Below are 19,663 nucleotides of genomic sequence, written 5' to 3'. Positions count from 1 at the left end.
CCAACAGACAACAATTCCGCCCGAAACTGAGGAGTGGTAAATGAACCTTTTATTAAGAACGGCAATATGTACAGTAATCTTAATGGGGACGGGGTGTGCCGCACGGCAGGATGCGTCCACTGCCTTTTCCGACGCTATGTGTGAATCAGGTACGCCGCAACTTCATGCTGCAATGACGCCCGAACGCCACTATCAAGCTATGCGTGCCTGCGTTCGCGATCAAAACATGGAGCTCGCAACGCTGCATTTTGCGTTAGCCGGCACCGGAACCTGGTACGAGAATCAGGTAAGGCCAAACGAGATAAATCACAAGCGTCATCATGATCTAATAAAACACGCCTTGACTTCGCTGACGGCTATTGAGGTGGAGCAAGCATGGCAATTCTTTTCTTCTAAACTTAATGAAAAAGAAAAATTGGAACAAGTTTGCTCATATATTGATGAGGTGGGCGGAATGAAGCGTCTTACACAGCGATTTGATGATATCGCTTGGCAGAATGCACGCGAAGGCTATTTACACTGCAGTGGGAAAGTTAGCGACGATGACAACGATGTGGTTAAGAAAGCTTAATTACTGTCTCGTGCTTTTTAAGCAGCGTTACTGCGCTATTAATAAATGTTTTTGTATGTAAAAAAATCTTGTCAACGAATTTTTTACATGAAATGACTTTTTAATTGACAAGTAGGGTGGTTAAATTCGACTGATTTAGATAATAAATGGTTAACAATTACCAGCAATGAGTTATTAACATGAAAGATTATCGCTTCGGCCCCTATCTGCTCTGTAATGAACATATGCTTTATCGGGACAAACGTTTACTCAGTGTTCCACCTAAGGAACTTGCTGTGCTGAATTTATTGTTACAGCACGCAGGTAAATTGGTGACTAAACATGACATTATTCGGCGTGTGTGGCATTCAGATAATGTCACTGATGAGTCGCTCACCCGTTGCATTTATAATTTGCGAAAAATACTAAAGGAATCATCGAAGCTCCGTTATATTGAAACAATATACGGGAAAGGTTATCGCTTTATTTGCCCAATTGTGCACTCTCCAGGTAACAGCGATGACGGGGACGGATTGGATGGTAATGTTATCGCCCTTTATCCTTTCAAGGGCGAAGAGGAAACGTTACTTTCCACTCTTAATGCCATTCCCGATCTCAGCACGATGTTAGCGCAAAAAGGGTTCGTCATGATGTCGAGCAATTTAACTTCCATGCTGAGTGAGGATGATCACGGGTATGCCTTTTTGCGCGAGGCGGGGGCACATTACTTTCTTTCGGGTAAACGCCAATGCTTTGAGGAAAAAATGCTGCTTTGCGTGGAGCTCGTGTATAGCAATACGTTGCAAACCGCAGCAAAGCAACATTTTATAATCAGCCGCGATCCTGTAAAGAATGCCCTTGCTCTGCGTCATTTGCTCGATCAAATGCTTGATGTCGTCAGACAAGAAAAAAATAAACAGTTTGCGCAAACAATCAAAAGCGTGGCGGGCAATGAGTTAATGCTCCGGTCTGCTTCAGTACCGCCGCCACTCTTTAATATTAATCACGACGCGCATCGCACGCACACATCGATATGTGACGACCGATTTGATGCGCCTACGCTTTATGATTTAGTCGGGTGCTATTTAGCCTTGTCTGCGTTAAACGTGATAGAACAGGTTAAGGCCACTGAGATCATTCTAAAAATAATTGAAAAAATCATTATTACCGATCCCGGCAGTGAACAGGCGGTGCTCTTGCGCACGGTATTTTGTCCTGAAATGGCAGACAGTCGCGCTTCTGAGTTGCAAATTGCGTTAATTCTCTCACCGGGGACAGCTAAAATTTATTACTTTTATGCTTGTCATTTAGTTGTGGAAGGTGAAATCCATAGGGCGAAAAGCCACTTAGATATGGCAATTGCACTGAAGCCGGACTATTTTTCCGCGCACATTCTGTTAGTTATCGTTAGGTTTTTATTAGAAGAGCATGACGCAGCGTTGGATTATGCCATCTCACTTAAATACCGTGAATCCTCCTGCGATATTATCCTGGATGCGCTACTGGTGATCTTATTCCACAAACGAGAAAAATATCACGAGTGTGAACAGGCCTTATCCGCAATTAGGCAGCATCGTTATCACTGTGAGTTGGTCGATACCATTTATGTGTGGCTCAATCGGTGCCGTGCACATGCGCGACCATTTCAGCGCGTGATTCAGGTATCAGAAGGCGAGGGAAAAGAGGTTAAGCAAGAAATTCAGGCCAATCATAAAGCACTCACGCGCACCTTCGAAAAATATTGAGATGCTTTTTCCTGTTTTTTAAAAAGAGCTAATTGACTGCGTGCATTTGACACGCATCCTGCTTGTATATGGTTTTTTATCTGATTTATTAGCTAGCGTTAAATATACCGGAGGATAAAGTGGTTGATGTTAATAACACTCCTGACGAGATTGTCATCGCAAGAAAAGACATTGTTGGGATAAAGGGTGTAGTTTCGCTTGATTGTGCTAAGAATATCGTTAGTTTTGATTCTATTAACGTGCATATTCTCCTTTCTAAAAGAAAGAAAAGGTTAATGCTGTGTCTGATGAATAACATAACCTGTAAACGTAAAATCATTCAAATCATCTGGTGCGAAAACCATAAATACGTTCTGGATAATAATTATCATCAGCTGATACACCAGTTTCGAACATTGTTAGTGAGGCATAACATCCCGGCTGCGCTTATCAAAACCCTTCCTCATTACGGTGTGGTATTGAATACCCCTGTTTTGAGCAATTTAAGCAAACCAGCGCGGTCTGCTAATAAGCCTCATTCGGCAGGTTTTACGCCTCCTGTTTTCGAATGCAGTTCCGTGTTGAACATTCGCTTTAGCTAAGCGTGATAGTAAAAAATAGAAGTGATAATTTTTTCATCATGTTTTTCAGAATGAAGTGAATAAAATATCGTTAGGATAAGAAGAATGACAAGGCGTCGGGCTTTACTGTTAATACTGGGATTATTACCTTTTATCCACGATGCGAAAGCGACCTGCTGGACGTTAGCAGAATATACGTATGGTATTGAAGCTGAATTGCTCTCGGCTATCGCGATAGCCGAGTCCTCAATGCGACCTACTGCAAAAAATATCAATGGTAATGGCACTTATGATATTGGTCTGATGCAAATAAATAGCATACATCTGCCGGCATTAAGGAATAAAGGTATCAGCGAAGCCATGCTTATTGATAACCCGTGTATTTCCGTTTTGGTCGGCGCCTCGATTTTGAAAAAAATGGTTTTTCGTTTTGGATTTGGCTGGGAAGCGGTAGGTGCCTATAACGCGGGTACCTCACCTGCCAGGCGTGCGCGGCGCTACGAGTATGCCCAAAAAATAGCTGCGATTTATGTGCAACGAAATGCCAGGTCGCCATGGTAAATGCATTGAAAACGAGGTAATCATGAATCAGCATGAAATGAAATATATTCTTGCGAAAGGAGATTGTCATCGCTTTTCTGCCGAAAACATTGTCGCAGTCCATCCTGATGCTGCACAAGGTTGCCGATTCAGTTTGATCGCAGACAAGGTAAAAAATAGAGTGGTGCTAAAGCCTCATCAACGTGGCGTGCTGATGATAAGGGAAAGAACGCTGATGATTGAACAGGGCACGTTAAGTGTGTTTCCTGCGAATATTCAAGCGCTGATAAAACTTCAGGCCTTTATCGATACAGCGCTGCAGCGCAATGTGGTTCATCAGAAAACGGGTGCACATTTTTTTTCAGCGTTGAATATAAAAAAAGGAGGCAATCAAAAGCATTTTGAACGTTGGCTAATTACGATCAATATACTGGATGTGGCGCACGCTTCACCGTATTTAGCGTTACTGCGATCTTCAGAACATTACTGGCTAATTCGTTATTTATTAGAACATGAAAGAGATAACCTTTCCCTGAAAGCATTGGGCGAGAAATATGGTGTTTCTGTTTCACATTTTCGGCGCCTGTCGCGCAGCGCACTGGGTAATACCGTCAAAGAAGAGTTATGCCACTGGCGACTTTCACGCGCGCTGCTTGATCTGCTGGAACACGAAGAAACGATCACCGATGTTGCGTTCAAGCATGGTTATGCCTCTCTCTCGCATTTTTCAAATGATGTCAAAACAGCTCTGGGTTATTCACCCCGAGAATTAAAAAATAAATCTTTGTGTGATAGCGAAAAATGAAAATTTGTTCATGGCAATCTGCGATTTTTATTCTTTTTATCTTTGTTTCTTCATGTTCCATTGCTGAGGAGATTGAAGCACATGCTAAGCAAGTGGGTGAAAGCTCTGACCGCTATGTGGCTGAAAAAGACACCATGCGCACGTTTTTCGATGCGGTGTCAGCCAAATTAAAACGGCCTGTCGTTGTCAGCAATGCTGCGTTAAAAAAACGCATTAGCGGTCATTTCGATTTAGCCGATCCCATCGCATTGGTTGAGCGTGTGAGTCAGCGCATGGGGCTAATAGGGTACGACGACGGACAAAACCTGTTTATTTATGATGCCTCTGAGATAAAGAGCGCGCTCGTTTCCTTGAAAACGGTTGCTCCTGTCACCGTGCGCCACTTCCTTATGTCGTCCGGCTTGTACGACGAGCGCTATCCCATACGTACCGATAACGTCAGCAACACGTTCTATGTCTCCGGGCCGCCGGTGTATGTCAGCCTGGTAAAAGATGTGGCTGCTGTGCTTGATAGCAAAGGGCAGGCCACACATAGCGGCATATCACTGCATGTTATTCCGCTTAAAAATACTTTTGTTACTGATCGTACTTATCGTTATCGCGATGAACAAATCGTGATCCCTGGCATGGCAACCGTGATTGAAAAACTGATTGGCAAAGCAGACGTCACCGCCGATCGGGTTGTGTCACAGGAACCGTCTGCCGCGTCGCCCACGCCGCAGCAGCGTATTGACAGCGCGCGCGCCTTGTTTCCCGAGGCGGCGACTATTCCACCTGCGTTACTTACGCCGTTCAGCCCCCGTGGTCGACATGCGCAGGAGCCGGTGGTGGTGGTGGCGAATCAGGACAATAACAGCCTGCTGGTACGCGGCAGTGCCGAACAGGTCCGCAGCCTCCAGCAGTTGATCGCCTTACTGGATTTGCCAAGACGGCACGTTGAGATGTCGGTCTGGATTGTCGACTTGCAAAAAGAGCAGCTTGATCAGCTGGGCGTTTCATGGAGCGGCTCGCTGAACGTGGGGCCGCAGCTAGGAGTAGCGTTTAACGGCGGCTCAAGCACCGTGGACGGCGCAAGCTTTATGGCGGCGGTAACGGCGCTGGCAAAGGATCAAAAGGCCAATATTGTGTCGCGCCCCATGATCCTGACGCAGGAAAATATCCCAGCCGTGTTCGACAACAATCGCACCTTCTATACCAAATTGGTGGGCGAACGCACCAGCAGTCTGGAGCATGTGACCTATGGCACGGCCATTAGCGTGCTGCCTCGCTTCAGCGCTGAGCAAGAGATCGAGTTATTGCTCAGCGTGGAAGACGGTAATCAAATCGCAGGGCAGGATTCCGAACTGCTGCCCGAGGTGGGCCGTACCAGCATCAGCACGATTGCGCGCGTTCCTAAAGGCAAAAGTTTGCTGATTGGCGGTTACACGCGACAGGAGAACAGCGAGGCGCTGAGCGGGATTCCCGGCATGCGCAGCTTACCGTTGATCGGCGGACTGTTTCGCTATCAATCCCAAAAGCAAGCGTCGCTGGTGCGTGTTTTTCTGATACAGCCGAAAGAGATCGTAACGCAGTTCCTTCCGGAAAACGTTGGCATGATGCAGGCGCTGCGCGGTAAGTCACTTAACGGTGACATGTTCGACTGGATGGATAATCTGCTGGCAGGAAAAGCATGGCAATCGAACGCCCGCATGCCGTAACGCCGCGCCCTTTAGCGTCGCCCCTCGGTCAGCATCAGCGTGAAGCGCGCCAGGCGCGACAACGCGGCGCAGAGACCTCACTGGAGGCCAGCGCGACGCGCTCGGCGGAGAAGGCAACTGAGGCTGGACAGCAGGTCGAAGAGGAGGGCGGCGTTCTGGCCCGCAACCTGTTGGATACCGTGGATGAACTCAGCGCGCTGGTGACGCAGATACGCAATCGGCGCGATATGGAACGGCGCACGGCGCTGCTGACCGACAGCGGTACCGACGTCATTCTTGACGAGGACGCCGATGAAAAGCTGGAGGCGTTGATGCGGATCCTGCGCGGCGAGGCGCGCGGTCGGCCCGCCTTCCTGTTGCAGCAGGCGCAACGGCGATTCGCCGACAGCAGCTGTTTAATCGCCGCGCTGCGCGTGTTGTTGAAGCGGTGTCGGGCCGAGCCTCAGGCGGTGGAGGATGTCAGCGAAGCATTGGCGCAGGCGGAAGACGCGTGCGAGGCGAAACCCACGCGCGCAGGGTTGAACGTGGCGCTAAAAGCGCGAATTTTTGGGCGTAAGCTGCGCATGACCCCGGCGTCAGTGCGGCATGCCTATCGCGATTTTATTCAAAGTGATGAGCATGCGTTGACACTCTATAAGCGCTGGTTGTCGAGCTATGGCGTAGATCGTCGCCATGTGGTGATTGATTTTATGGAGTCTGCCTTACTCACCGACATTGACGCCTATCAACCCAGTTGCAACCTCGTTGAGTTTGGAGATTTATACGGGCGATTAAGCCAGATAAAAGTCATCCGCACCTGCGATGTGAATTTTGTGCGTTTAATCCGTGGTGAGAGTTTTATTGCGCTTTTAAATAAACCAGAAGAAGCGTGGCTTATGTTTTTAATGCGCACACTCGATAATCCACAAGCCTTTTATGATGGGTTGCAAGAGGTGGCTGGCGATTTTTTACATGTTGCTTCCGCAGCCGAAATCTCGCAACTAGTACAGTGGTTATTAACGGAATTAAAAAAAATGCCATTAGCGATTTTCTGTAATCAGCAGGATAGAGACGCGTTGCTCGAGATTTTCCTTAATCTGCAACAGGATGTCGTTGTATTAAAAAATACAACATCAGGTAGGTAACGAAGCCTCATGAATCAATTTTTGGGAAAAATAAAGTCACATCCTGAGCTGTTTATTTTGCTTTTGATGGTGACCGTCATTGCGATGCTGGTGATTCCACTACCGACGATGTTAGTGGATTTTCTGATTGGCTTAAATATCGTTATTTCGGCGCTGGTGTTTTTGTCTTCTTTTTATATTGACAGAATTCTTAGCTTCTCCTCATTTCCAGCGGTGCTGTTAATCACGACCTTGTTTCGTCTTGCGCTCTCTATCAGCACCAGCCGCCTGATCCTGAATGATGCCGATGCCGGTGACATCATCGCGACCTTCGGCTTGTTTGTTATTGGCGACAACCTGGTGGTGGGGTTTGTGATCTTTGCCATTGTGACCATTGTGCAATTTCTGGTGATCACCAAAGGGGCGGAGCGCGTGGCGGAGGTGGCGGCGCGCTTTTCTTTGGACGGTATGCCGGGAAAACAGATGAGCATTGACGCTGACTTGCGCGCGGAGGCGATTACGGCTGAACAAGCGACGCAGCGACGCTCGGTATTGGAGAAAGAGAGCCAGCTCTATGGCTCATTTGATGGCGCGATGAAGTTTATCAAAGGGGATGCGATTGCTGGCATTATCGTAATTTTTATCAACTTTATTGGTGGTATCAGCGTCGGTATTAGCCAGCACGGCATGGATCTTTCTACCGCACTGTCGGTTTACACCATGCTCACCATTGGCGACGGATTGGTGGCGCAAATCCCCTCACTCCTTATTGCGATTAGCGCGGGCTTTATCGTCACGCGCGTGAGCGGCGAGGGGAACAACATGGGGGCAACCATGATGTCGCAGCTGCTCAGCAATAATTTTGTGCTGTTTATTGCCGCGATCATTGCGCTGATGGTCGGTATGTTGCCCGGTTTTCCTTTTGTGATTTTCGTGCTGCTGGCGCTGATCCCCGGCGGACTCGGTTTCTATAAGCTTTATCAGGCGCGTCGGGCGGCGCGATCGGCAGCCGCCCAGCCCGAATCCGATCTGGAGCCCGCACCAGCGGCGCATCAAGAGGCGGTAGGCAGCAACGAAACGCGGCTCGGCTTAATTGACAATCTGGATGACGTGACGCCCGTGACCATTCCGCTGATGCTGGTAGTCAATCGTCAGGTGGCTGCCGAGCTCAAGCGTTTACGCGCCAGTGAGCGCTTTCGCAGTCAGTTCTTTATTGATTACGGGATCCACTTACCGCCGCTGCTGGTTAAACCTTCAGACCGTTACGCATCGCACGACGTGACGCTGCTGATCAATGAGATTCAGGCAGATAAATACCCGATTTACTTTGACCAGATTCGGGTGATTAACGGCTCCGACGAGCTGACGCAGTTAGGCATGGATATTCGTAATCAGGACAATGTTCTGTGGACCTCGCCGGACAACCATGAGCGGCTTGAAGAGTTAGGCTATTTAACGCGCAGCGCGGTTGATGAGTTGTATTACAGCCTTTCAACCACGCTGGTGAGAAACGTCAATGAATATTTTGGCGTGCAAGAAACGAAAAGCCATCTCGATAAGCTGGAAAAGGATTATCCCGAATTAGTGAAAGAGGCAACGCGTAATGCGACGGTCCAACGTATTGCAGAGGTTCTCCAGCGATTAGTGAACGAGAAAATATCGGTAAGAAACACCAAGCTTATTATTGAGTCGCTGGCATTTTGGGCCGCCAAAGAAAAGGATGTGATTAATTTAGTTGAGCACACGCGTGGCGCACTCTCTCGTTATATTAGCCATAAATTTTCCGTGCAAAATACGCTGCGCGTAGTGCTGATTTCGCAAGAGTTGGAAGAAACAGTGCGGCGAGGTATTCGTTCAACATCCGGGGGAACATTTCTCAATCTGGAGCCTGAAGTGGCAGAATTTATTCTGGACCGATTTGATGTGGCGCTCGGCGATATCCTTATGTCGCAAAAAGATTACGTCATTCTTACCGCGGTTGATATTCGGCGCTTTGTGAAAAGATTCATTGAGAATAAATATCGCAACCTTGAAGTGCTCTCTTTTGGCGAAATAACCGAAAGTATCAATATCGACGTCATTAAATCTGTTAATTAAATGTGGGTAATTACAATGGATATCGATTTAGCCGAGCTGGTTCGCCAGGCGCTATTGGCCAATGGATGTGACGCCTCCGTGCTGGGAAACTTTGACAGCCATAGCACCATCAGTCTGGAATTTAATACGTTGCCAGACATGCTGTTGTCTCTTCACCACGATCAGGTGCTGATCTGGATGCGCCTCTGTGAACATCATCTTCCGCATATTGAACGTTGCGCGCCCGCGTTAATCACCCTGCTGATGGAAGCGGCGCCTTTCGCTATCACCGACCAGATGCAAATCAGTGAAGATGACGGTTACACCGTTTTGAAGTGTCTGGTGAAGCCAGCGGCTCTGCAGGACGTCGACGCCTTCAGCAATGCGCTTGAGGCCTTTTATGTCAGCGCAGAAAAATTTCTGGAGGTGCTTCGCTAATGTCTCTGGACGCACTGATGCGCTGTCAGGCGCATCCACTGCGCATTACCGGTGCATTAATAGAAGTGCCGCTGCGGCATTTGCGTATCGGTGAGGTGTGCGACATTTACCGGAGCTGGCGGGATAGCACCGTCATCGCTCGAGCCGTGGTGTTAAGTCTGCAACCGGATTCGGCGCTGCTCAGCCTGCTCGGTTCGGCGCAAGGGCTGACGCGCGAAGCGGTGGTAAGCCCCACTGGCAAAGGCTTCTCTCTCACCCTATCTCCGCATGTGCAAGGCGCGGTGATCGCGGCCACCGGCGACGTGGTCGCGCGGCTGGCGGACGCGGTTGATTTGGTTGATCAGGAGACGCGCGACATCAACGCCCGTCCGCCGGGCTTTCATCAGCGCGTGAATATCACCGAACCGTTTCTCACCGGCATACGCGCAATCGACGCCCTGATCCCCTGTGGGCGCGGACAGCGTATGGGGATCTTTGCTGCGGCCGGATGCGGAAAGACCACGCTCATGGAGATGATCATCAACCACGCCAGCGCGGATGTTTTTGTGGTGGCGTTGATTGGCGAGCGCGGACGTGAAGTCACCGAGTTTATCGATGCGCTGCGCGCTTCCCCTCAGGCGGGACGCTGCGTGGTGGTGTACGCCACCTCAGATTTTTCCGCCGCGGATAGAATGAACGCTGCGCTCATCGCCATGACGGTCGCGGAATACTTTCGCGACCGCGGAAAGCACGTGGTGCTGTTTTTGGATTCCGTTTCGCGCTATGCGCGCGCGCTCCGCGACGTGGCCTTGCTGACAGGTGAGCCGCCCGCGCGCCGCGGCTATCCGGCCTCGGTTTTTGAGCGGCTGCCTGCGCTGTTGGAGCGCCCAGGCGTCACGCATCAGGGCAGCATTACGGCATTTTTCACCATCTTGATGGAAAGCGAAGAAGAGAGCGATCCGGTGGCAGAAGAGATCCGATCGATTCTGGATGGCCACATCCTGCTGAGCCGCAAGTTAGCAGCGGCCAACCACTATCCCGCCATTGATGTTTTACGCAGTCTGAGCCGCGTTAGCACCCGCGTGTGCCAGCCCGCGCATCTGGCGCACGCCGGTAAATTTCGTCAGGCCTTGGCCCACATGGAGACGCTGCAAACGCTGATTGAGTTTGGTGAGTACCAGCCCGGTCAGCATGAGGAGAACGACCGGCTTTACGCCCAGATGCCTGCGTTTCGCGAATTTCTGTGTCAGTCCCGCTCAGACACCGTTTGCGTCGAGCATAGCTTGCAGAGGATGTATGAGCTTACGCAATAAATTACAGAAAGTGTGCGCCAGCGCCGAGCGGCGTATCCAGAAACAGACGCAGATTCTGCAACGCTGCCAGCAGCAAACGGCGGCCATCACGGCGCGCATTACCGCGCTGGAACAGGCGCATCAGGCGGCGCAACTGCTGTCGCAAAGCTTTATCTATGACGGAGAAACCCACCGTGAAGCCATCCTGGCACAAAAAGCCCGGCAGGCAACGCTACGCCGCAAAATGGCGACCTTGATGCTGGAGCAGGGGGAGCAGCGGGAGCAGCAACGTGAGGTTGATCAGACGCGCCGCCAGGCAAGCAATGCGCGGCAGGCGCTGACGCGGCGGCATCAACGTCTTGAACAGCGCGCCCGCGATCTTCGCCGCCACGCGACGCGGCGATTACAGAATCAGATTGACGATGAAATAGAGGAGCAATGCAGTTGGCCACGTTAACCCCTTCGCCATTACGGCTGCTGTGTGATCGTATGTATACGGCACCAGACGAAAAAAACAGCGTCAGGCAACCCACGAAGAAGCGTCGTTTTGAGCCCGTTTCTGATGCCCCCATTCCTGCGGTTGCGCCGTATCTCCATGCGCTGCTGCATCAGCCCGAATCGCGCCTAAGCTGGGCGCTTAACGCACCCGAAGCCGCAACAACGGCTGTTGAGATGGGCGGGCAAGATAACGCCGGGCAAGGGCGCGGGGTCACGCAGGAAAAACAGGGCAAGCCAGTGAACCAGCAAAGGTGGATCTCCCAAGTCATGCAGGTCACGTCGGACCCTTCCGTCACGCCGCTCAGGCACGCCGCACAAGAAAGCCCGATCGTGCGCGCCTTACAGGCAAGACCGCTTAGCCACGATGCGGTTACCCCTGTTCACAATAATGTGATTGCGCATAGCCCGGTTGCCGCGCCGCTGCCGCGCATTGCCGACCTCATGCCCGCACAGGGAACAAGCGGCGCACACAGTACGCTGCCGAGTGACAAGCAGGAACCGCACGCGTCAACGGCGATCCCCCAGAGCGCAACCGCCACCGGCTTGGCCGGGCCGGTGCCGTCTCTTACGCTCGATTCCACCACGCTCACCGACGGTCCCTCGCGCCAGTTAGCGCGCATGTCCGCGCCTGCGTTGTTCGCGCCGCTCGCCGAATCGACACCGCCACCGGGCTTACGGCGACTGACCTATACGTTTCGACGCACGGATCCCACGGGGGCCATGCAGGTCGAACTGCTGATTCCTCGACAGATGCCGCAGCCGGTCACGGCGAGGGTGTCGAGCCGCGAGGTGCTGGATCGGTTGGACGTGGCTATCCAGCAGGCGGACGCGCCGCCTCTGGCCTTGTTCGAGAAGCAAGGGCAGCAACGCCGCGCCGCATCCTATGTTCTTGATGAGGAGGAAGAGGCCTGATGGCGCGCGTTTCACTTCGGGCCTACCAGCCACATGACGTGGCCTGGCAACGCTTTGTCACCGAACAGACGCAAGCCGGTAACCGGCTGCGCGATAGCCTGCCGCCGCCGGGGGCGGTGTTGCAGCACTTCTCCACGCCAGACGGCAATCAGCTGCTGGTGGATCTGCGCGACTGGCTGGCGCAAACCTGGCCGGATGCGGCGGGATTGGCAACCGAGCATTTTACCGCCGATGAAATCCGCTGTTTTTTTCATCATGCCGACGCCTGCTGTGAGCTCTCGCGGGCGAACGGCACGGCACTTAGCTTCACGCAGCACTGTCCGGCGCAGGAAAACAGCCTGCCCAGCCAACCCCTGCCGGAACTGACCACCTCACTCGGACGCGCATGGCTCCTTGCGGTGGCGAGCGCACCGCAGCCAGCCCCCGGCAGTGAGGTGCCTTATGTTCCGGCACACCTGCCCTTCATCTGCTCGTTGGTAAAGGGCGAAAGCGCGCTAAGCGCGCGCTATGTCAGGCGCATGCGGTGCGGCGATAGGCTTATCGTCAGCCGTCTGCTCCAGGAAGTGCGTATCCAAGGGCGGCCGATGGGCCACTATGACCATGAAGGAGATGTCTTGATGTTAAATGATGATTACGACGAGGGGATCAACCACGAGGCGGACGACGAGTGGGAGACGCGGGATTTCGCCCGCGCAACCGGTATCAACGCGATTCCGGTGCGGCTGGAATTTGTGGTGCACGAGCAAGTGATGACGCTGGCGGAACTCCGGGCGTTAACCCCCGGCATGACGCTGGCCACGGCGGGCAGCGGCGCCAATAGCGTCATGATTAAAGGCAACGGCGCGCTGCTGGGCCGGGGGGAATGGGTCTCTATGGACGACGATACCCTCTGCGTTGAGATTCAAACGCTGTATCACGGTGATGCGTGTGGAGAATGATTTTTCGTTGATTGCGACGCTGGCGCTGGCGTCGCTGGCGCCGTTCCTGCTTGCCAGCGGCACCTGCTACATCAAATTTTCTGTCGTATTTATTATGATTCGCAACGCGATAGGGCTGCAGCAGGTACCGTCCAATCTCACGCTCAATGGTATTGCGTTGATTCTTGCCAGCGTTGTCATGATGCCCGTCGCCAGACAAGGTTATGACTACGTCACGCAACATAATCTGACTTTTGATCGCGCTCAGGATATCGAGCAGATTGTCAATGAAGGCTTCGGCAGTTATCGCGCCTATCTGGAGCGTTATGCCGATCCCGCGCTAACGGCCTTTTTCCACAACGCCCAGCGCGCGCAGCCCTTAGGGACGGAAGAGAGCGAGGCGTTTGAACCGGAGGACCAAGAGGAAAGCCGCCCATCGCTGCTTGCGCTACTGCCCGCCTATGCACTGAGTGAAATAAAAGATGCCTTTATGATTGGGTTCTACATCTATTTGCCTTTTGTCGTCATCGATCTCCTGATTTCGAGCATTTTGCTCACGCTGGGCATGATGATGATGAGTCCCGTCACGCTCTCCGTGCCGGTAAAGCTGCTGCTGTTTGTGGTGCTGGACGGCTGGACGCTGGTCTCCAAAAGTTTGATTGAGCAGTACCTCTCAATAAGCGGATAACCATCATGAATGAAGTGATTTATGCGGGCAATAAAGCCATCTGGCTGGTCCTGACACTCTCGGCCGTTCCGGTAATGGTCGCCACCGTGATTGGCTTGCTGGTGGGATTATTCCAAACGGTTACCCAATTGCAGGAACAGACGTTGCCGTTCGGGATTAAATTATTGGGCGTGTGTGTCTGTTTATTTTTGCTGTCCGGCTGGATGGGTGGAGCATTAATGAATTATGCCCAAGAAATGCTCACGTTTGCCCTGGGGAAAAAATGAGCGCCATCGCCTTCATGCAGTTCAGCGAACTTAACTATTGGCTGTATTCCGTGATTCTGGTGTGTGGCCGCCTGTTTCCCGTGTTTATGATGCTGCCGTTTTTAAACGCGTCGACGGTACCGGACCTGTTTCGCTACCCGCTGGTTTTTTTTATGGGAGCGAGCCTGTGGCCGGTGTCTGGTATCACCCTGCATGAGGTGACACTGTGGCTGTTTATGGGACTGCTGGTCAAAGAAGTGCTGCTGGGAGTAATTATTGGGCTGTTTCTCTGCTTTCCCTTTTGGGTACTCCATGCGGCAGGCAGCTACATTGATAACCAGCGAGGTGCCACGCTAAGCAGTTCCATTAACCCGCAGACCGGCATTGATTCCTCTGAATTGGCCAACTTTTTCAATATGTTTACCGTGGTGCTGATCCTGCAGGCGGGGGGGCTGCTGACACTGTTAGAGGTGATGCTAAGCAGCTATCGACTCTCGCCGCCGGGTCATGTCACCTTACCCGACGTCACGTTAATACTGCGCTTTGCCAGTGAAATGATGATGCAAGCCATACGCCTCGCGGCGCCGATCGTGGTCGTATTTTTAGTGACTGAAGTGTTGCTGGGATTATTGTCACGCTATACGCCTCAGCTAAATGCATTTTCAATGGCGATAACGGTAAAAAGTTTTGTCGGGTTTGCGCTGTTACTGATTTATCTCTCTCCCGTGTTACCCGGTGAAATCATAAAACTTGAGCGTTTTTATGCGCGATATTTAATGTAAGAGGCAGAGAGGGCTGTGTCGCAAAACAAAACGGAGAAACCGACCCCAAAGAAAAAGCGCGATGCCGCTAAGCAGGGGCAAACCTTTAAAAGTAAAGATATGGTCACCACCTGCCTGATGCTGGTGGGCATTGAAATGATCATCGGCTTTGTTTCGCTCGATGACGTCAAATTTATTATGCAAAACATCATCGAAGCACAATATACGTTCTCAGCGCAGGACTACGCTCTGCTCTGTTTAACTACGGCCTTGAAAATCCTGCTGCCTGTTCTCGTTATGTCGATTGTTGCTACCGTATTTCCCGGCATTATGCAAACCGGTGGTCAGCTCGCGTTAAAAGCATTGAAGCTGAAGTTTGATAGTCTTAATCCTATTAAAGGTATAAAAAAGATCTTCAACTTGCGGACCCTGAAAGAGCTGGTGAAAACCATTATGTATATTGTGGCTTTTTTCGTTGCCGCGTATATTTTTTGGCACAAAAATTCATCCCTTATTCTCGGTAGTGTAAACAGTGAAGCCAAATATACCTTCGTTATCCTCGGGGAGCTCTTTCATTCACTGCTGATCATTTTCTTGGGCTGCATAGTGTTGATTGTGTTATTCGATGCGTTTTGTGAAGTGCTGTTATGGTTAAAAGAGCTGAAAATGGATAAAAAGGAGGTCGAACGCGAACATAAAGAGTCGCAAGGGAATCCAGAAATTAAAAGCCGGCGGCGACAGCTGCATTCGGAAATGCTTTCAGAACCCATGAAGCAAGCGGTGCAAAATGCCACAGCCATCGTGGTTAACCCAACGCACATCGCCGTCGCGATCTACATCAATAAGGACGTTACCTTTATTCCCTATATTTCATTGATTGAAAAAAATGAAAAGGCACTGGCGGTAAAACGTTACGCAAAACGTGTAGGTACGCCGATTATTGAAGATGTGGCCTTGGCGAGAAAACTCTACGCCACGCATCGGGTAAATAGCTTTATTCATCTGGCATGTTTTACCGAGGTGCTGGACATTCTATTGTGGCTTGATCTTGTTGATATGGATTGGCTGGAACAACAAATGGGAACGGCCAAATCCACCGAACAGGTAACGTCCTCTGACGAAAATTAAGACATCATCGTGCTCTCGTTATTAATGCGCGCCATGAGCGTTCTTTGTGAGCGCGATTATCGATGACATGATGTAATTTACCCCATCTCATGGGCTAAGGATTATTATGGCTATGAAAGTAACCCGTGACCATAACGACGATCATTCGGATATGGCATTGCAATTAATGGAGTATATCCAGCGTGGTATCACGCTCAGAGATATTGAGGATGTTTCTGATGAAACCATGGAGGAGATGTATGCGTGTGCCTATTATCTCTACCAAGAAAGAAGATTAGAAGAAGCCGAAGTGCTCTTCAAGTTGCTCTGTATGTATGATTTTAATAATGCAGATTATGTTATCGGGCTAGGCTCTGTGCATCAATTGAAAAGAAATTATCAGAAGGCCTGTGACTTTTACGCACTGGCGTTTGTTATGGCTGAAGAGAACTACTTGCCCATGCTTTATGGGGGGCAATGTAATTTGCTAATGGGCAATATTGGCAAAGCGCTGCAGTGTTTTAAAAATATCATCGATAAATGTTCTGATGAAAAGATAAAAGCTCGCGCAAGAATTTATATAGATACGATAAAAAGCAAACGTTCTAAGTAAAAACACCTACTGTGAGGCAGAAATGGACATAGTAAATACTCAACCGCTTAAATCTGTGCAACCTGACTCGACGATAAGCAGGATCGGTAATGATGCCAACGTTCGGGTTGAACCCAACCGACTGCACCATCCGCCAGTGATGCGCCCAGGAGAGAGCAGCAGCGGTAAAAGCGCGCTGGACTCGCTGGTGCAATATGCTGCGGTGGAAACGCTGGAAGATAAGGAGCAGCAGGCCTTTCTGGAGGGACCGCCGCCGCCTGAAAAACCGCGAACGGCAGAGCAATATCGCCTGCTGATCAATAGTGTATTAACCCGTTTGCTGGCTGATAAAACCAGCGGCAAGGATGTGTTGACGGACGCCATGGAAGCCATTCTTGCAGGCGTTTCGGCGTTCACGCAGAACGTAAAAGCGCAGTTTGATGCCTTGGTCAACGAGCTCAATGGCGCACTGGACGCGCTGGAGGAGGCGGGTGATCAGGTCAAAAGCCTGGAGAGTCAGCTGAGTAAACTGGAAGCCCGCATCGCTATCCTCAAAGAAAAGCAGGCTGCTATGCAGCAGGCGGGAGTAGGCGCTGACGATCCGGAATACCAGGCGCTCTCGTCAGAACTTACCGGGCTGGAAAGCCAGCGGGCTAATGTGCACACCGCGCTGCAGGCCGCAAAGTCAAACGCTGAGCAGTTGGCGGTTAAAGCCACAGAAATTCAGTCGCGTATCAACGATATTGTGGCAACGACGCTGCAAGACAGTAAGCACAGCCGCCTGCTCAACTCGAGCTTTATTGAGGAGCAAGCCAAGGCGCAATACAACATGGCGCTGCGCCTGTTAAATGTGATCAATCAGAGCATTAAAGACCGTGCCGAAGAGGCAAAGCAGCGCGCTGAACATGAATTGAAACGTGCGGAATTCAACACGGAAATGGCGGGGCGCGCGCGCGTTGAGCAAGCCAAGAAAATTGAAGAGCAGCATGAAAAAAACGAGCAGGCGAAAAAGAAGAGCGACTGTATCTCCAAAATCGTGACCGCGTTGCTGACCGTTGCGAGTGTGTTGCTGTCGGTCGTGACGATGGGCGCGGGTTCGGTTCTGGCGGTGGCGCTGCTGGTGATGACGGTGGCTGATGGCATCATGCAGGCGGCCACGGGGACCTCGTTTATCGGCAAAGCGCTGGAGCCGTTAATGAAGTCGGTGATCATGCCCATCATTGAGGCCATCGGTAAGGCAGTGGATTTTCTGCTGATGAATTCTCCGTTAGGGAAATTATTACAGCAGGCACTTCCACCCGATGTTTTAGAACAGGTGCGCTCGGTGGTCAAAACGATTGTTGCGATTGTTGCGGTGATCGCCGCGGTGATGTTGTTGAGAAGCAGTGCCGTTGCGCAGGTCATGAAAAATGTCATTAATGGCGCAATGAAATTTGCGTCAAATATGCTCAAGAGCATATTTAAAAATATCCCGCAGTTTTTAAAGCATATAGCGGGAATGTCAAAGAAAGCCCTGCAACCGTTGCAGTCATTGAGTGCCAAGACGAATCAGTCTTTTGTAAAAGCGGCAAATATAACGCATGACGTAGCCAGTGCGGCGAATACCGCGCAGCAAAATGCCATGAATGCCAAAGTTGCGGAGTCCAACCTTGAGAAAATAAAAGCAGAGCAAGCGGTGAAAGAACTTGAATTCATTCGCGAAAAGCAGCTTGAGCTTGAGGAAATGATGCAGGAGTCATTGGAAAGATTGCAAGACAGCATCCGCAATTTAAGCGAGATGGCGCAAAGAATCATTGAAAACAATTTGCTCTTGGGTAAGAAAATTTTGCTGCCTGCTAAAGCGGGTTAACACCAAATAAAAAAGGAAAAAATAATGGATATTACGCCTTTTGCTCCCTCTGTTCCGTCACTCCTGCAGCGCAACGAAAAAAACGCATCCGACGCGGCGCGTACCGGGCAAACTGCCACGCAGCAAAACCCTGACTCAACTCGCTCGCTGGAGACGCTGGCGGGCGCGTTATCAGATGACGATTTCCCTCCGCCCGTGGCGATGCGGCCTCCCCAACGCAGCGCCGGTGCGCCACGCGCTCATCTCCCTACAGGCGGTGCACCCGAAAACGATGAATTGAACACGACGTTGTTCAAGCTCAACGCCAGCCTTAGCCTGTTGATCGGGACGCTCTCCACAGACAAGCTGCGGGGAGAGGAGACATCCGGCGCGGGTAACGATGATGCAGAGAGCGATGAGCCGCAGGCCGCTGACGGCGACAAAGCATTGAAACAGTGGCTGCGCGACGCCAATGCGCTGGTGCGTACGCTGATCGCGGAGGACGAGCAGCCGCGTGGAGAGCCATCGCCACTTCATGAAGCGAATGAAAAGCAGGGCGGTGCGTCTTTTAGCGAATTTGGCGCATGGGCGTCGCAGGTTCGCCAGCTTCTCGACAAAATGATGGAAACCAAGCTTGCGGACAGCTCCGCGCTGGACAAGCTGTTCCGTATGCTGTCAGAACTGAGCCAGAAGCTTAACGAACTGGCGCGTAAGCAGGAGCAGGATGCCGCCAAGAAAGAACTCGCGGCAGCCGTTTCAGCCGCGGTGGTGGGCATTGTCTCTTCGGCAGTATCGACCGCAAGCAACGTCAAAGTGACGGTGAAAAACATCAAGCTCACGCAGCGTATGCATAACAAGCAGACTGCGCATCGTGAAGCCGCGCGCAAAGCGCGGATGGAAGGCAGCGTGCCAACCGGCAATCCGCAGCGTGACCGCAACAACAGTCTGCACGCGGAGAGGGTGGCCGAGCAGCACGACACACAAGTACGCAATTACGATTTCGCGATTCAGGAAGCCAATCACCGCCTGCAAATGCATACCGCCCTGATTCGTTCAGCGGAAACTGTGGTGAATCGAATAAGCGACATCAATAAAGCAGAGCAGACGAAGCAAGCGCGGCTGCTTGAGTCGCAGGCCCGTGAGACGACCTTCAATCTCAATACCGCATTGGACACCTTGAAAGAGCTGCTGCGAACCATCCAAAAAGTTATGGATTCCCTGATGCAGTTGCTCAACCAGGTACGCAGCAGCCAAGACAAACTCACCGCGCGCACAGCGTAATCTGCGCGTCACGTCAGGCGGCGCAGCCGCCTGCTTATTGAGATGAATC

20 protein-coding genes are annotated in these 19,663 nt (G+C 51.2%); all 20 read left to right on the top strand.

The features are described from left to right. The first annotated feature begins 40 nt into the window (after positions 1-40). The 20 genes from LU196_RS03105 (at position 41) to LU196_RS03010 (ending at position 19,614) form a co-directional block, all read left to right on the top strand. Positions 41-571 (top strand): hypothetical protein, encoded by a 531-nt coding sequence (locus tag LU196_RS03105; RefSeq protein ID WP_232761455.1) that lies wholly within the window; start codon positions 41-43, stop codon positions 569-571. 179 nt (positions 572-750) lie between these two features. Then, the gene (locus LU196_RS03100; protein WP_232761456.1) at positions 751-2,295 is read left to right on the top strand and encodes a winged helix-turn-helix domain-containing protein; all 1,545 of its coding nucleotides are present in this window, start codon (positions 751-753) and stop codon (positions 2,293-2,295) included. 119 nt (positions 2,296-2,414) lie between these two features. Continuing rightward, positions 2,415-2,876, top strand: a complete 462-nt coding sequence (locus LU196_RS03095; protein WP_232761457.1) for a helix-turn-helix domain-containing protein — start codon at positions 2,415-2,417, stop codon at positions 2,874-2,876. A gap of 84 nt (positions 2,877-2,960) precedes the next feature. Continuing rightward, a complete protein-coding gene (locus tag LU196_RS03090; protein WP_232761458.1) occupies positions 2,961-3,416 on the top strand; it encodes a transglycosylase SLT domain-containing protein in 456 nt (151 codons plus the stop codon). A 22-nt stretch (positions 3,417-3,438) separates the two neighbouring features. After that, positions 3,439-4,200, top strand: coding sequence for a helix-turn-helix domain-containing protein (locus LU196_RS03085; RefSeq protein WP_232761459.1), 762 nt, complete (start codon positions 3,439-3,441; stop codon positions 4,198-4,200). After that, a complete protein-coding gene (gene sctC / locus LU196_RS03080) occupies positions 4,197-5,897 on the top strand; it encodes a type III secretion system outer membrane ring subunit SctC (protein ID WP_232761460.1) in 1,701 nt (566 codons plus the stop codon). The genes LU196_RS03085 and sctC overlap by 4 nt, the downstream gene beginning before the upstream one ends. Next, on the top strand, positions 5,870-7,021 hold the full coding sequence (gene sctW, locus LU196_RS03075) for a type III secretion system gatekeeper subunit SctW (RefSeq protein WP_232761461.1): 1,152 nt from the start codon (positions 5,870-5,872) through the stop codon (positions 7,019-7,021). The genes sctC and sctW overlap by 28 nt, the downstream gene beginning before the upstream one ends. Before the next feature lie 9 nt (positions 7,022-7,030). Beyond that, positions 7,031-9,097, top strand: a complete 2,067-nt coding sequence (locus tag LU196_RS03070; RefSeq protein ID WP_232761462.1) for an EscV/YscV/HrcV family type III secretion system export apparatus protein — start codon at positions 7,031-7,033, stop codon at positions 9,095-9,097. A 15-nt stretch (positions 9,098-9,112) separates the two neighbouring features. Then, the gene (spaK, locus tag LU196_RS03065; RefSeq protein WP_232761463.1) at positions 9,113-9,514 is read left to right on the top strand and encodes an SPI-1 type III secretion system chaperone SpaK; all 402 of its coding nucleotides are present in this window, start codon (positions 9,113-9,115) and stop codon (positions 9,512-9,514) included. Then, on the top strand, positions 9,514-10,806 hold the full coding sequence (gene sctN / locus LU196_RS03060) for a type III secretion system ATPase SctN (protein WP_232761464.1): 1,293 nt from the start codon (positions 9,514-9,516) through the stop codon (positions 10,804-10,806). The genes spaK and sctN overlap by 1 nt, the downstream gene beginning before the upstream one ends. Beyond that, entirely contained in the window at positions 10,790-11,242 is a 453-nt protein-coding gene (locus LU196_RS03055; RefSeq protein WP_232761465.1) for a hypothetical protein, read from the top strand. The genes sctN and LU196_RS03055 overlap by 17 nt, the downstream gene beginning before the upstream one ends. Before the next feature lie 32 nt (positions 11,243-11,274). Continuing rightward, positions 11,275-12,195 carry a hypothetical protein gene (locus LU196_RS03050; protein ID WP_232761466.1) on the top strand — a complete coding sequence of 307 codons (921 nt, stop codon included), beginning with the start codon at positions 11,275-11,277 and terminating at the stop codon, positions 12,193-12,195. Further along, positions 12,195-13,133, top strand: a complete 939-nt coding sequence (locus LU196_RS03045) for a FliM/FliN family flagellar motor switch protein (protein WP_232761467.1) — start codon at positions 12,195-12,197, stop codon at positions 13,131-13,133. Before LU196_RS03050 ends, LU196_RS03045 begins: the two co-directional genes overlap by 1 nt. After that, positions 13,123-13,800, top strand: a complete 678-nt coding sequence (locus tag LU196_RS03040) for an EscR/YscR/HrcR family type III secretion system export apparatus protein (protein WP_232761468.1) — start codon at positions 13,123-13,125, stop codon at positions 13,798-13,800. The genes LU196_RS03045 and LU196_RS03040 overlap by 11 nt, the downstream gene beginning before the upstream one ends. A gap of 5 nt (positions 13,801-13,805) precedes the next feature. Further along, the gene (locus tag LU196_RS03035; RefSeq protein ID WP_232761469.1) at positions 13,806-14,066 is read left to right on the top strand and encodes an EscS/YscS/HrcS family type III secretion system export apparatus protein; all 261 of its coding nucleotides are present in this window, start codon (positions 13,806-13,808) and stop codon (positions 14,064-14,066) included. Beyond that, positions 14,063-14,827: a type III secretion system export apparatus subunit SctT gene (gene sctT, locus LU196_RS03030; protein ID WP_232761470.1), complete on the top strand. Its 765-nt coding sequence runs from the start codon at positions 14,063-14,065 to the stop codon at positions 14,825-14,827. The genes LU196_RS03035 and sctT overlap by 4 nt, the downstream gene beginning before the upstream one ends. A gap of 15 nt (positions 14,828-14,842) precedes the next feature. Further along, entirely contained in the window at positions 14,843-15,934 is a 1,092-nt protein-coding gene (locus tag LU196_RS03025; RefSeq protein WP_232761471.1) for an EscU/YscU/HrcU family type III secretion system export apparatus switch protein, read from the top strand. Positions 15,935-16,040: 106 nt separating this feature from the next. Further along, positions 16,041-16,526, top strand: a complete 486-nt coding sequence (locus LU196_RS03020) for a SycD/LcrH family type III secretion system chaperone (protein WP_232761472.1) — start codon at positions 16,041-16,043, stop codon at positions 16,524-16,526. A 550-nt stretch (positions 16,527-17,076) separates the two neighbouring features. Further along, a complete protein-coding gene (sctE, locus tag LU196_RS03015; RefSeq protein WP_232761473.1) occupies positions 17,077-18,354 on the top strand; it encodes a type III secretion system translocon subunit SctE in 1,278 nt (425 codons plus the stop codon). Between the two features lie 24 nt (positions 18,355-18,378). Further along, on the top strand, positions 18,379-19,614 hold the full coding sequence (locus LU196_RS03010; protein ID WP_232761474.1) for a hypothetical protein: 1,236 nt from the start codon (positions 18,379-18,381) through the stop codon (positions 19,612-19,614). Positions 19,615-19,663 lie beyond the last annotated feature (49 nt).

Origin of the sequence: Pantoea sp. Mb-10 (genome assembly GCF_021272205.1) — a bacterium.
In the GTDB taxonomy this organism is placed as follows: Bacteria; Pseudomonadota; Gammaproteobacteria; order Enterobacterales; family Enterobacteriaceae; genus Pantoea.
The sequence above is the reverse complement of the archived record's forward strand: the minus strand, read 5'-3'. Positions and strand labels throughout refer to the sequence as shown.